The sequence below is a fragment of the Mycobacterium sp. E3305 genome (assembly GCF_001666785.1).
Classification (GTDB): domain Bacteria; phylum Actinomycetota; class Actinomycetes; order Mycobacteriales; family Mycobacteriaceae; genus Mycobacterium.
In genome coordinates this window covers 18,000-30,998 of the sequence record NZ_LZJA01000113.1, presented here as the reverse complement: position 1 = coordinate 30,998, position 12,999 = coordinate 18,000, and the positions used below count along the sequence as shown (strand labels likewise).

Sequence of the window (12,999 nt, the reverse complement as noted above, 5' to 3'; positions counted from 1 at the left end):
CGCGGTCGTACTGTTCGGTGATGAACGCGCGGCTGCACAGGTGCGGGCTGCCCAGCAGGGCAAGCAAAGTCGCGCGCAGCTCCTCCCCTGTCTTTGGCCGCGGCAGGCTCGTCGACCGGTCGGCGTTCAGGGCGTCCTGCGACTCGGGGCGCGCGACTTTGCTTGCCCTGCTGGGCAGCCCGCACCTGTGCAGCCGCGCGTTCATCACCGAACAGTACGACCGCTACGTGCGCGGCAACACCGTGCTGGCCGAGCACGCCGACGGCGGCGTGCTTCGCGTCGACGAGGCCACGGGCCGCGGCATCGCGCTGTCGACCGACGCGTCGGGTCGCTACACGCTGCTCGATCCCTATGTCGGAGCACAACTGGCCCTGGCCGAGGCCTACCGCAACGTCGCGGTCACGGGCGCGACCCCGGTCGCGGTGACCAACTGCCTCAACTTCGGTTCTCCGGAAGATCCCGGGGTGATGTGGCAGTTCTCGCAGGCGGTGCGGGGACTGGCCGATGGTTGTGCGGCCCTTGGCATTCCGGTGACCGGCGGCAACGTCAGCTTCTACAACCAGACCGGGTCGGCGGCCATCCTGCCGACGCCGGTGGTCGGTGTGCTCGGCGTGCTCGACGATGTGGGCCGGCGCATTCCGACGGGCCTGGGCGGCGAGCCGGGCGAGACCCTGATGCTGCTGGGCGATACTCGCGACGAATTCGACGGTTCCATCTGGGCGCAGGTGAGCGGCGACCACCTGGGCGGGGTGCCGCCCGCGGTCGACCTGGCGCGCGAAAAACTGCTGGCCGAAGTGCTGAGCGCGGCGTCACGCGACGGGCTGGTGTCCGCCGCGCACGACCTGTCCGAAGGTGGGCTTGCGCAGGCCATCGTGGAGGCGGCACTCGCGGGCGAAACCGGCTGCCGCATCGTCCTTCCCGAGGGCGCCGATCCGTTCGTCACGTTGTTCTCCGAGTCCGCGGGCCGGGTTCTGGCGGCGGTGCCCCGCACCGAGGAGAGCCGGTTCCGGGCGATGTGCGAGGCGCGCGGGCTGCCCGCGGTGCGCATCGGCGTCGTCGACCAGGCCTCGGACGGGGTGGAGGTTCAGGGCCTGTTCACCGTGTCGCTGGCCGAACTGCGCGAGACGTCCGAGGCGGTGCTGCCGCGCCTCTTCGGATGAGCCGCAGCGACGAATCCTGATGGGCGAGCGCGACTTCCGTCGGGCCCGTGCGTTCGCGTTGGCCGCCGCCCTGGTGGGCTGGAGCTTCGTCGGGCCCCGGCTGCCCACGGCGTGGCGGGTGACGACCCAAGCGGCGGCGGCCGGAGTGCTGGTGGTTGTGACGCGCGCACCGTTGGGGCTGACCGCACCGCGGTTGTGGGCGGGGCTGCGGCTGGGGTCGGCGGCCGGGGCCGCCGCGGCGGGCGCGATCGCCGCAGCGACGGCGGTGCCGACGGTGCGGGCGTCCATGGCAGACCGCGAGCCGACCGGGTCGGTGGCCGGCTGGCTGCTGCTGCGCATCCCCGTCGGCACCGTGTGGGCCGAGGAGGCCGCGTTCCGCGCGGCGCTCACCACCGCCGCTTCCGCTGCCTACGGAAGGTCCGGCGCAAGGTTGTTGCAAGCGGCGAGCTTTGGGCTCTCCCATGTCGCGGATGCGCGAGCGGCGGGCGACCCGGTGCTGGGCTCGGTGTTGGTGACGGGCGTCGCGGGCTGGCTATTCGGTTGGCTCGCAGACCGTTCCGGCAGCGTGGCCGCTCCCATGCTGGTGCACTTGGCCATCAACGAGGCCGGCGCGATCGCCGCGCTGGGCGTGCGACGTCACGGGTTGATGGTGTAGTCACCGAGCTGGCGACCCCACACGTGCTCGGTGAAAAGTGGGGAGCCGAGCTCGAAGTGGTTGTAGGGAGCCATGCTCGCGCCGGTGTCCATCACCAGGAGCGGGGCCGGCCACAGTTCCCGGGTTATCGTCTGCCAACAGCCCGGTCGGCCGCCGGGACCGCCCCGGGCGTTGGTACGGGGCAGGTTCTCCGGCCAGATGTACGGGCTCGGCGCCCCGGTGATGCCGCCGGCCGCGTGGGCGCCGAGCGAGTAGCCGTTGTCGCCGAGCGCATTGTGAATCCTGGGCCCAACTTCAGCGAAATTCCTTATGGTGCAGAAGATTTCCGGGCTGTATTCGTCGAGCAGCTGGCTGGGGGTGACCAGATCGGTGGCCCCGCGCGCCAGGTAGGGGCCGCCGCGCCCGAACACGTCTGCGCCCGCGCCCCCGAGCCCGGCCGCCGCCAGCAGCGCCGCGTCCAGATCGGCTTGCTGCCGGTTCAGCGTGCGCGCCGCGGTCACCGCGTGGTCGAGGGCGTCCCATAGGTCAGGCGAAGCGCTGGAGTACGTCTCGCCGAGAGCGGCCAACCGCGCAACGTCGAAGCGGATCGCGGGCATGCGGGCGTTCACGTCGTCGAGAATCGCGTTGCCGTTGACCAACGAGTCGCCAAACTTCTCGCCCAGTCCCGTCAGCGCTTGCGCCGCCGCGCTGAGCGTCAGGTTCACCTTGACCGGATCGACCTTCTCCGCGATCGACATGAGCGTCTCGAACACGGTGTTGAACTCTGTGGTCACCGCGGTCGCGTCGATCACGGTCGACGGTGTGATCGATTGCGCCGCGGGCTTGGGCGGCGAAGTCAGCGCGACGTACTTGTTGCCGAACACCGTTGTCGCTTTGATGGTGGCCGCCACGTTGGCCGGGATGAGCTCGAGATACCTGGGGCTGACATCCAGCGTCACCCTGGCGGCCGGCCTGCCGTCGCGGGTGATCTCCGAAATGCTGGCCACGCGGCCGATCTGGACACCGTTGTAGGTGACCTTGGAGCCGGGATCCAATACCAGGCCGGCCCGGGCCGCCACCATCGTCAGCTTCGTTGTCGGCGTGAGCTCGCCGCGAAACTGCAGATACAGCAGCGACCCGACCAACCCCATGATGACGAGCGTCACGAGGCCGACGGACTTGTACGGTGGCCCGCGCCGCAAGCGACGACGCTCCATGAGTTTGAGACCCTAGGGTATGGCCGCCCGTCAAAAGGCCGATCCGGCAAAGACCCGGCAGGCCGTGTTGGCCGTTGCGGACTGGTTGCGGGACGCGACCCGGCCCGTTCCCGATCGCGAGAGCCTCGGGGCCGCGGTCCGGCTCACCGCCCGCACCGTGGCAGCGGTGGCGCCCGGGGCCAGCGTCGAGGTGCGGATCCCGCCGTTTGTCGCGGTGCAATGCATCGCCGGCCCCAGGCACACCCGCGGCACGCCCCCCAACGTGGTGGAGACCGATCCGCGAACGTGGTTGCTGCTGGTGACCGGGATGCTGTCGTTCCACGAGGCGACGGACGCCGGTGCGCTGAGCCTTTCCGGCTCCCGCGCAGGTGAGATCGAACACTGTCTGCCCCTGTTCGATGTCAGCTGAATAGTAACCCTGAACTGCAGGTTTAGGGTGGTGCGAGGGAATTTTCGACGCGCAACACGCGCTGTGAATTCGCAGTCGACGGCGTTGGACCCGTAGACTCCGATACGTCACCAACCGTTCCCCGGGGAGCCGCCGAATCGTGACCGTCGCAGGAGCCGAAGCACCCGAGCAGGACCTGAACTCGCCCCGTGAAGAGTGTGGTGTCTTCGGGGTCTGGGCCCCCGGCGAGGATGTCGCAAAACTCAGCTATTACGGCTTGTACGCCCTGCAGCATCGCGGGCAGGAGGCCGCCGGGATCGCCGTCGCCGACGGGTCGCAGGTCCTCGTCTTCAAGGACCTGGGTCTGGTCAGCCAGGTGTTCGACGAGCAGACCCTCGCGGCGATGCCGGGCCACGTCGCCATCGGTCATTGCCGCTACTCCACCACCGGCGACACCACGTGGGAGAACGCCCAGCCGGTGTTCCGCAACACCGCCGCCGGCACGGGCGTTGCGCTGGGCCACAACGGCAATCTGGTCAACACCGCCGAGCTTGCCGCCCGCGCCCGCGACGCCGGGCTGATCGCGCGGCGTTGCCCCGCACCGGCGACGACCGACTCCGACATCCTGGGCGCACTGCTCGCCCACGGTGCCGCGGATTCCACGCTGGAACAGTCCGCGCTGGAGCTGCTGCCGACCGTGCGCGGCGCGTTCTGCCTGACGTTCATGGACGAGAACACGCTGTATGCGGCGCGCGATCCCCATGGGGTGCGGCCACTTTCGCTCGGACGCCTCGACCGCGGCTGGGTGGTGGCCTCCGAAACGGCCGCGCTCGACATCGTCGGCGCCTCGTTCGTGCGCGACATCGAGCCGGGCGAGTTGCTGGCGATCGACGCCGACGGGGTGCGTTCCACCCGGTTCGCCAACCCCACCCCGAAGGGCTGCGTCTTCGAGTACGTGTACCTGGCGCGCCCGGACAGCACGATCGCCGGCCGGTCCGTGCACGCCACCCGGGTGGAGATCGGTCGCCGGCTGGCCCGTGAATGCCCGGTCGAGGCGGACCTGGTGATCGGCGTTCCGGAGTCGGGCACCCCGGCCGCGGTCGGATACGCGCAGGAGTCCGGCATTCCGTACGGGCAGGGCCTGATGAAGAACGCCTACGTCGGGCGGACGTTCATCCAGCCGTCCCAAACCATCCGCCAGCTCGGTATCCGGCTGAAGCTCAACCCACTTCGCGAGGTGATCCGCGGCAAGCGGCTCATCGTCGTCGACGACTCGATCGTGCGCGGCAACACCCAGCGCGCGCTGTTGCGGATGCTGCGCGAGGCCGGCGCAGTGGAAGTTCACGTGCGGATCGCTTCGCCGCCGGTCAAATGGCCCTGCTTCTATGGCATCGACTTCCCGTCCCCGGCGGAGTTGATCGCCAACGCCGTGCAAGACAAAGAGGAAATGCTCGAAGCGGTGCGGCACGCCATCGGCGCCGACAGCCTCGGTTACATCTCGCTGCGCGGCCTGGTCGCGGCGTCCGAACAACCCGCGTCGCGGCTCTGCACCGCCTGCTTCGACGGCAAGTACCCGATCGAATTGCCCGAGGAGACGGCGTTGGGGAAGAACGTCATCGAGCACATGCTCGCCAACGCAGCGCGCGGGGCCGGGCTCGACGAACTGGCGCCCGACGAAGTGCCGATCGTCCACTGACGGCCTTCCGATCCGGCCCTTCCAAGACGTTTGATAACGGCGGTCGGCGGCGCCCGGTAGCCTTTATCGCGATGACGGATCCCGGAAAAAGCCCCGGACGTAACCCGGGCAGCCACGGCATTACCTACGCGTCGGCCGGGGTGGACATTGAAGCCGGTGACCGCGCCGTTGAAATGTTCAAGCCGCTGGCGACACGGGCCACCAGACCCGAGGTGCGGGGCGGACTCGGCGGGTTCGCAGGGCTGTTCGCTTTGCGCAACGACTACCGCGAACCGCTGCTCGCGGCGTCGACCGACGGCGTGGGTACCAAGCTTGCGGTGGCTCAGGCGATGGACAAGCACGACACCGTCGGCCTGGACCTGGTCGCGATGGTCGTCGACGACCTCGTGGTGTGCGGCGCCGAACCGCTGTTCCTGCAGGACTACATCGCGGTGGGCCGGACCGTGCCCGAACGCCTCAGCGCGATCGTCGCGGGCATCGCCGAGGGCTGCGTGCGCGCCGGCTGCGCTTTGCTCGGCGGCGAAACCGCCGAGCACCCCGGCCTGATGGAACCCGACCACTACGACATTTCGGCGACCGGTGTCGGCGTCGTGGAGGCCGACGACGTGTTGGGCCCCGACCGCGTCAAACCCGGCGACACCATCATCGCGATGGGCTCCTCGGGCCTGCACTCCAACGGGTACTCGTTGGCCCGCACGGTGCTACTCGAGATCGACCGGATGAACTTGGCCGGGTATGTCGAGGAGTTCGGCCGCACCCTGGGTGAGGAACTGTTGGAACCCACCCGGATCTACGCCAAGGACTGCCTGGCGCTGACAGCCGAAACCCACGTCCGCACGTTCTGCCACGTCACCGGCGGCGGGCTGGCCGGCAACCTGCAACGCGTCATCCCGCATGGCCTGGTCGCCGAAATCGACCGCGGAACCTGGACGCCCGCACCGGTGTTCGCCATGATCGCCCAGCGCGGTCGGGTCACGCGGGAAGAGATGGACAAGACGTTCAACATGGGCGTGGGCATGGTCGCCGTCGTCGCGCCCGAGGACACCGACCGGGCCCTGGCCATTTTGACGGCCCGCCACTTGGACTGCTGGGTGCTGGGAACCGTCTGCAAAGGCGGCAAAGAGGGCCCGCGGGCAAAGCTCGTCGGACAGCATCCGCGATTTTAGAGGACGGGAGTCGAGCCGGCGCCGTGCCGAAGCCGATTAGACCGGCGCAGCGACGTCAGTTCTAGCGGCGCCAGTCGTCGCTGTCTTCCCAGGAGTCGCCGACGCCGTCGTCCTCCAGCTCTGTGGAATCGTCGGCACCCGTTCCTGACAACTCGCGCTGAAGCCGCGTGAAGTCGGTTTGCGGGGAACTGTATTTGAGTTCTCGAGCAACCTTGGTCTGCTTTGCCTTAGCCCGGCCGCGGCCCATGGGGGAACCCCCTCGCGCAATAACGGAGCGGCCCGAATCAGGCGGCTCCGATCTCCTGGTGTCGTTATTGTCCTGCCGACAGTTTACCGTGCCTTACGGTCGGGCGTCGGTGCCCCCTGCCGCTGTGGCGCACTTCATCGAGGATTATCTCGCACCGCCCCGCAACCGTTCAACGGCGAGCCGTCCCGCGCCGATGTGTTCCGTTGCCGGCAGCGAATCGGCGTCGATGACCGCCGCCACCGAGGACTGGGCGCCGGTCGCAAGTTCGGTATCGGCCGGCACCCCGCGCTTGAGCAGCGCGAGGGCTACGGGCCCGAGGTCCACGTGATCCACCACGGTCCCCAGGCGGCCGACGGTGCGCCCGCCGGCGAGCACCGGATCTCCCGTGGCCGGCCGCTCCACCGAACCGTCGAGGTGCAACAACACCAGCATCCGGGGCGGTTTCCCGAGGTTGTGCACCCGCGCGACGGTCTCCTGCCCCCGGTAGCAGCCCTTGTCGAGGTGGACCGCAGCACCGACCCACTCCACCTCGTGCGGAATCGTGCGCTCATCGGTGTCGACGCCCAGTCGCGGGCGCAGCGCCGCCACGCGGTGCGCCTCGTAGGCCCAAACCCCCGCCGGCCGCAGCCCCGCCTGCACGAGGCGTTGCTGCCAGCCAGCCGATTCGCCGCGCGGGACCACCAAATCCAGTTCGATCTGGCCGGCCGGGGCGCCCGCCATCCTGCGCACGAACCCACCTCCGGAGACCGGGACCGCCGTCAGCTCGGCGGGCAGGGGGTCCAGCCCCAGCACGTCTAGCACCGCCCGGTCGGCCAGCCGCGGCCCGAGCAGTGAGAGCACCGCCATGTCGGCGGCGGCCGGGCTCACATCGGACCAGAAGACCATCTTGCGCAGGTAATTCAGCAGCGGCTCACCCCGCCACGGCTCGGTGTCCAGGTAGGTGGTGCCCCCGAGTTCGGTCTGGATCCAGTGGTCCTCGACGCGGCCCTGCCCGTCCAGGCTGAGGTTTTGCGTGCTGGCGCCCTCGGGCAGCTCGCTGACGTGCTGGGTGGAGATGCTGTGGAGCCACTTCTGGCGATCGCCGCCGGTCAGCGTGAGCACCGCGCGGTGCGAGCGGTCCACGACGACCGCGCCGGTCTCGGCCGCGCGCTGCTCGCCGAGGGGATCGCCGTAATGCCAGACGGCGCCCGCGTCGGGGCCGGCATCTGGTGCGGGTACTGCGGACACACGTCAACTCTACGGACCTTGATGCCCGGTGCGCCGAGCGTGCGGGCAGCCTCACGTTCACGGCTAGGCTTTACCTCCATGGCAGGCCAGACGGGTGTGATCGTCACGCTGGACGGCGCGATACATCCGCCGGATGCCCCGCTGCTGCACGCCGACGACCTGGCGGCGGTTCGCGGCGACGGCGTCTTCGAGACGCTGTTGGTCCGCGACGGCAGGCCCTGTCTGGTCGAGTCGCATCTGCAGCGGCTGACCCAATCGGCGAGGCTGATGGACCTGCCCGAACCCGACCTGCCCAGCTGGCGCGCTGCGATCGATGCGGCCAGCAGTGAGTGGGTGGCCGCCACCGCCGACGAAGGGGCGATGCGCCTGATCTACACCCGAGGCCGGGAGAGTGGAACCGCCCCGACCACCTACGTGATGGTCAACGCGGTTCCCGAACGAGTCACCGCGGTGCGGCGCGAGGGCTTGGCCGCGGTGATGCTGGACCGCGGACTGCCCGCGGCCGGTGCCGACGCGATGCCATGGCTGCTCGCCGGCGCCAAGACCCTGTCCTACGCGGTCAACATGGCCGCCCTGCGTCATGCCGCCCGGCAAGGCGCCGGCGACGTGATCTTCGTCAGCTCGGACGGCTACATCCTGGAAGGCCCGCGCTCGACGGTGGTGATCGCGACCGGATCCGGTGGGGACCTGTGCCTGCTGACGCCGCCGCCGTGGTATCCGATTCTGCGCGGCACCACGCAGCAGGCCCTTTTCGAGGTGGCCAGGGCCAAAGGGTACGACTGCGACTATCGGTCCCTGCGTCCCGCTGATCTCCATGCCGCGCAAGGGATCTGGTTGGTGTCGAGCATGACCTTGGCCGCCCGCGTGCATACGCTCGACGGCCGCCCGTTGCTTCGGTCGCCGTTGGCCGCCGAGTTCGCCGCATTGGTCGACTCGGCGATCGTCAGCGATCGCTAAGCGCTGAATTGTGTTGTCGGCTTGCGGAATCGCGGGTACGGTCGGCCGTACACAAGAAGGGAGGTGGTCCGCGAAATTGATAGCTTCATGGACATGTGAGGTGGCTGCGCGCTAGCAGCAGTGGCTTGCGAAGAGCTGGCGGCATACGCGCGCTAGCGAATTCCCCGCAGCCACCCGGCCCCCGAGCTTCCGGTCTGTCCAACCAGGAGCCTTGCTCGGGGGCCGCTCCATGTCTGGAGCCGTTACTGGCTCACCTTCGCGGCAATCTGCCCGGCGAGCTTGCCCGCCTGACCCGTCTCGGCGTCGGGGCCGCACAGCAAGAGGTCCACGACCACACTGGACGCCGCGTGCAGCGCGTGATGGCAGATGCGGGTTCCGTCCGCCTGCGTCCGCTCCTGGAAGATCTTCGGCACGGCCCCGGTGACCTCACCGAACTTCCATTCGCTGGTCTTGCCGTTGTAAGTCAACGTGATCGATTGCCCGGAGCACGCCTTCCACCTGTCCGCCGAAGCCTGCACGAACGCGGTCGCCTTGTCCGGCGAGGAGAACTGGACGACAGCTTCGTAGACGCGGTGAGCCTGGGTCTCGCCGGGGCTGTGTACGGCTTGAGCGCTTACCCCGGTGTAGCCGTCCGCGTCCTTGTAGGACGATTCTTCGATGGGTTCGAATTCGCCCTTGCAATCCGGGTTGGACAGCGTCGGCCTGAAGTTACGCAGTTGCGCGGCCTTCTCCGAGACCACCAAATTCGGGTCGCCGATGACGGCGCCGACATCGGCGGCGCCGAGGAGGTAGGCGTCCAGCTTCGAGGCGTTCCCGGAATTGGGGTCATTCGGCGCGGGGTTGGCGGCGGTCTGAGCCGACGTCCCACCGGTGCCGGCCTTCGGGGCGGGCTTGGTCTTGCCGCCCTGCGTGGCGAACACGACGACGATCGCGATCACCGCGATCACCGCGGCGGCGGCGCCGCCGATGATGAGCAGCCGCTTATTGGATCCGGCCGCCGGCTGCGGCGCCGCGGTTCCGGCGGACGGGCCGGCGGACGGGCCGGCGGCCGGCGTCGCGGCGGCCGGCGCTGCGGCCGCCGCCGGTGCCTGCGACTTGCCCGCGGCCGCGGTCGTCGGCGAACCGCCCTTGGCCTCGATCTCGGCCAGCACGTTGTCGATTTCGGTGCGGGTCCGGTAAGTGACGTCGTGGCGCAGGCGCAGCATGCGCAACAGCTGGGCGATGTCGCCGCGCGCGCTGGGGTCATCCCCGTCCTCGTCGAGTCCCTGCCTCAGCTCGATCAGAAGTTGGGTCTGCTGCTGCGGGCTGAGCTCCTTTTCGGCGAGGGTGTTACCCAACCGGGTGATGTACCCGAACGGCACCGGCGGCTCTTCGGGCAGCGGATCGGGCAGCGGCACCGGCTTGCCTTGCAGCGCGTGTACCGCAGTCACGAGTTGAATCCCGGCGTCGACGGTCGGTTCGCGGTAGTCGATGATCTGCAACGCGGCAAGGGGATTCACCCGCATGCTGTCGATGTCGCCGATCCGAACCGGAAGGATCGGCCGATTGAGCGCCCTGGCGTACCGCAACTCGGCCTGACTGGGCTTGGACTGCAGCCAGTTGTTGGACAGCGCCACGATGAACACGTCACACGAGCGGATCTGCTCGAGGATCTTGTTCCACCAGGAGTCACCGCCGCCGAGTTCTTGGTCGAACCAAACCTGTTGTTGGCCGCGCCGAAGCGCGGTCGTCAGGGCGTCGACCGTCGCCCTGTCCTGGCTCGAGTAGCTGATGAACAGCGGCATCGCGGTCTCCTACGTAGGGGCGTAGCAAACGAAGGGGCGGTATCGGCGCGTGCGGCTATTACGCATGCGCCGATACCGTATCAGTGTCCGGGCGTATCGGACGGCGCAAATTCGTGGCCATTTGCGCGCGCAGCCCAAAACTCAGCCGTGCCCGCCGTCCACCGCGGAAGCCTCCTCCGGCGGGTGGAATTCGGCATAGCGGCGGGCGAATTCGTCTCCGGGAACCGGCCACTGTTCACCGGTGGATCCGCGGACTACCCAGTCGCCCTCCGCCGCGGTTGTGGGACCCTCCAAGGTGTTTATGGTCTCGCCCGGGTAGGCGGGGCGCGCTTGGACGCGACCTTTTCGCCGCCAGCGCCCCTCGCCGGCGGGCTCGTAGGTGTCCTTGAAGATGTCGTCGCGCACCGACCACACCTTGCCGTCCCCCTGGACGGCCCAGTCGCCGGCGTCGGCGCGCATGATGTGTCCCGAATCCGACGTCCATGTCCATGGGGCGCTTCGTTGTTCGGCGGCCACCGTTCCGACCCTTGTGAACGATTGCCAGAGCGGCCGCGACCGGAAGCCCAACTGCCGCAGGCTCCATAACGTGCCCGCCAGGCTGCGGACGGCGGCGTTGAGTAGGGCCGGGTTGCTTTCGACCGCCGACCAGTCGACCAGCTTGTCGTGGATCTTGCGCGAATCGTCGCGCGGCGAACCGTATTTCCAGCCGTTGCGGCGGTAGTAGCGGCACCAATCCTCATGCTCGGCGCGGGCCATGCTCATTGCCGAATCGTGGTCGAAGCCCATGAGCGCGAGTTGTTCCAAGGGCGGCAGGTCCGCCATCTCGTGGCCGGACAGCTGCGCGGGCGGGCTGCCCCAGGTGTTCCAGGTGTGCCCCGCGATCTGCTCCACCATCCACAGCGCGTTGCGCACCTGACGCCGGTTGGACCCGCGGTAGAACTCGTTGAGCTCGGCCCACGGCATCGCGGCCGGGGATCGCGGCGCGTCCGGGTCGATCGTTGAGACGTAGCGCTCGTGGATCAACCTCGCCGCGCGCTCCCAGGCGTCCTGTACCTGGCCCTCCTGGGTGTCCAGGACCAGCGAGTAGGACTGCAGCCGCCCCACCACCTGGATCGAGTCGTCGCTGATGCTGGTGTTCAGGTCCGAGGCGTAGATGGGCATGTCGGGGAAGCGGGCCGCCAGCCTCGCGGCGGTCGTCGCGGCGTGGGAGTCGACGAAGATCACGGCACTGGTCGCGGGGTCGGCGTCGCCGATCAGCTTCAGCATGGTGGGAACGGTCGGTGTCTCCGCGGTTGCGTCGATCGCCGGTCCCTCCGAGGCGAATCCGGCCTGCCGCCGGTGGAACTCGTGATCCGCCAAATACTCGCCGGCGTCTTTTTCGACCAGCGTGAGCGCGGGCAACGGGACCGCGCCGGGCGGGGTGTAGAAGTCGCGTTCCAGGGCGCGCTGTGTCAGGTCCGCGCACAGAGCCAGCGTCAATTGCGAAGTACCGCAAATGAATACGCGTTTCGTTCGCCCGCTCGCGATAATGCCGTCGAGCAGCCTGCCCGCGGTCACCTCGTACTTCCCGACCACGTCGGCGGCCCATCGGGTGTCCGACCCGCCGAACTGCTGGGCCCGCCAGGCCTGGGCCAGCCAGGGATCGTCCATCCGCACGATCAGCGGCAACCGCCGTTTGCGGGCGACCTCGTCGAGCCGGCGGCTGATCAGGTCCAGCCACAGCAGGTTGATCGCCGGGTCGGGCGCCATCAGATACAGCCGGGATAGGTTGCGCCACAGCCGCAACGACACCAGCGTGGCGGGGTTGTTGAAGTCCACCAGGACCACCCGCGCGCCCTGCCTGCGGGCCCGCTGCACCCGGTCGTCGCTGGCGCCGGTGAGGACGACCAGCGTGCCGCGCCGGTCCAGCGTCCGGGCGACCGCGCTGATCATCGACTGCGTGTCCGCGTCGACCCCGACGACGGCCGTGACGGAATCGGCCAGGTTCGCCCGCAGCCGGTCCACCTGGGACCGGAAGACCCCGACGACGACGCCGCCCAACCCGGTGAAGATCGCCGACAGCGCCGCGATTCGGGCCAGCTCCAGGCCGACCGGTGTCGGGTTCGGACAGGTTCGCCCGCCCACCGAGAAGTCACCGGTGCCGCCCTTGACCAGGCTGGCCGTCGCCATCAGCGGGGTGAACAAGGCCGGATGGTTGGCGTCGTGACAACCCCAGTAGGACGTGAGGCCCAGGACCGCCGTCATCGGGACCAGGCCTGCGATCAGGGTGAACGAAACCCCCACCATCCGATGGCTTCCGCCGGACCGGAAGGTCAGCACCGACGCGGCGATCAGCACGGTCACCACGATCGCCAGCGTCGGCATCGATCCGGGCCTGCCGAACCACGCCAGGGCCGGGGGCAGCGCGTCGATGATCCCGGGCTGCAGGTCCAATACGGCCAAATAGACGATGAGGAGCAGCCCGACCGCGGTTACGCCCCAACGCAAGATGGGCGAGGGTGTCCTGGTGGGGGGCATCCGCCG

11 protein-coding genes are annotated in these 12,999 nt (G+C 69.0%); 6 read left to right on the top strand and 5 right to left on the bottom strand.

Annotation, left to right across the window (positions count from 1 at the left end):
- Positions 1 to 1,160, top strand: a 1,160-nt coding sequence (locus tag A5701_RS10460; RefSeq protein ID WP_369807407.1) for an AIR synthase-related protein, incomplete at its 5' end; no start/stop codon positions are given.
- A 19-nt stretch (positions 1,161 to 1,179) separates the two neighbouring features.
- A complete protein-coding gene (locus A5701_RS10455; RefSeq protein WP_067752219.1) occupies positions 1,180 to 1,815 on the top strand; it encodes a CPBP family intramembrane glutamic endopeptidase in 636 nt (211 codons plus the stop codon).
- On the opposite strand, the gene A5701_RS10450 is transcribed toward A5701_RS10455, so the two are convergent.
- Complete coding sequence (locus tag A5701_RS10450) at positions 1,797 to 3,011, bottom strand: MCE family protein (protein ID WP_067752216.1); 1,215 nt, start codon at positions 3,009 to 3,011, stop codon at positions 1,797 to 1,799. The genes A5701_RS10455 and A5701_RS10450 overlap by 19 nt on opposite strands.
- A 19-nt stretch (positions 3,012 to 3,030) precedes the next feature.
- Between A5701_RS10450 and A5701_RS10445 the strand changes: the two genes are divergently transcribed.
- The 3 genes from A5701_RS10445 (at position 3,031) to purM (ending at position 6,261) form a co-directional block, all read left to right on the top strand.
- A complete protein-coding gene (locus A5701_RS10445; protein WP_067752213.1) occupies positions 3,031 to 3,420 on the top strand; it encodes a sterol carrier family protein in 390 nt (129 codons plus the stop codon).
- A 139-nt stretch (positions 3,421 to 3,559) separates the two neighbouring features.
- Positions 3,560 to 5,095 (top strand): amidophosphoribosyltransferase, encoded by a 1,536-nt coding sequence (gene purF / locus A5701_RS10440; RefSeq protein ID WP_067752210.1) that lies wholly within the window; start codon positions 3,560 to 3,562, stop codon positions 5,093 to 5,095.
- A 71-nt stretch (positions 5,096 to 5,166) separates the two neighbouring features.
- Positions 5,167 to 6,261 carry a phosphoribosylformylglycinamidine cyclo-ligase gene (gene purM / locus A5701_RS10435; protein ID WP_067752207.1) on the top strand — a complete coding sequence of 365 codons (1,095 nt, stop codon included), beginning with the start codon at positions 5,167 to 5,169 and terminating at the stop codon, positions 6,259 to 6,261.
- 61 nt (positions 6,262 to 6,322) lie between these two features.
- Here the strand turns inward: purM and A5701_RS10430 are convergent, their stop codons facing one another.
- Positions 6,323 to 6,508 carry a DUF3073 domain-containing protein gene (locus A5701_RS10430; protein ID WP_067752204.1) on the bottom strand — a complete coding sequence of 62 codons (186 nt, stop codon included), beginning with the start codon at positions 6,506 to 6,508 and terminating at the stop codon, positions 6,323 to 6,325.
- A 144-nt stretch (positions 6,509 to 6,652) separates the two neighbouring features.
- Positions 6,653 to 7,735 (bottom strand): folate-binding protein YgfZ, encoded by a 1,083-nt coding sequence (locus A5701_RS10425; protein ID WP_067752201.1) that lies wholly within the window; start codon positions 7,733 to 7,735, stop codon positions 6,653 to 6,655.
- A gap of 96 nt (positions 7,736 to 7,831) precedes the next feature.
- Here A5701_RS10425 and A5701_RS10420 point away from each other — a divergent pair, with 96 nt between their 5' ends.
- Positions 7,832 to 8,692 (top strand): aminodeoxychorismate lyase, encoded by an 861-nt coding sequence (locus A5701_RS10420; protein WP_156670037.1) that lies wholly within the window; start codon positions 7,832 to 7,834, stop codon positions 8,690 to 8,692.
- 242 nt (positions 8,693 to 8,934) lie between these two features.
- Here A5701_RS10420 and A5701_RS10415 read toward each other — a convergent pair whose 3' ends face one another.
- Together A5701_RS10415 and A5701_RS10410 are read right to left on the bottom strand one after the other, a co-directional pair.
- Complete coding sequence (locus tag A5701_RS10415) at positions 8,935 to 10,476, bottom strand: sensor domain-containing protein (RefSeq protein ID WP_067752195.1); 1,542 nt, start codon at positions 10,474 to 10,476, stop codon at positions 8,935 to 8,937.
- Between the two features lie 141 nt (positions 10,477 to 10,617).
- The gene (locus A5701_RS10410; RefSeq protein ID WP_067752193.1) at positions 10,618 to 12,993 is read right to left on the bottom strand and encodes a hypothetical protein; all 2,376 of its coding nucleotides are present in this window, start codon (positions 12,991 to 12,993) and stop codon (positions 10,618 to 10,620) included.
- Positions 12,994 to 12,999 lie beyond the last annotated feature (6 nt).

Excerpts from the sequence above, each read along its gene's own strand:
- A5701_RS10415 (WP_067752195.1), bottom strand. The coding sequence starts at position 10,476 with ATGCCGCTGTTCATCAGCTACTCGAGCCAGGACAGGGCGACGGTCGAC.
- A5701_RS10445 (WP_067752213.1), top strand. The coding sequence starts at position 3,031 with ATGGCCGCCCGTCAAAAGGCCGATCCGGCAAAGACCCGGCAGGCCGTG.
- A5701_RS10455 (WP_067752219.1), top strand. The coding sequence starts at position 1,180 with ATGGGCGAGCGCGACTTCCGTCGGGCCCGTGCGTTCGCGTTGGCCGCC.
- purM (WP_067752207.1), top strand. The coding sequence starts at position 5,167 with ATGACGGATCCCGGAAAAAGCCCCGGACGTAACCCGGGCAGCCACGGC.
- A5701_RS10450 (WP_067752216.1), bottom strand. The coding sequence starts at position 3,011 with ATGGAGCGTCGTCGCTTGCGGCGCGGGCCACCGTACAAGTCCGTCGGC.
- A5701_RS10410 (WP_067752193.1), bottom strand. The coding sequence starts at position 12,993 with ATGCCCCCCACCAGGACACCCTCGCCCATCTTGCGTTGGGGCGTAACC.
- A5701_RS10430 (WP_067752204.1), bottom strand. The coding sequence starts at position 6,508 with ATGGGCCGCGGCCGGGCTAAGGCAAAGCAGACCAAGGTTGCTCGAGAA.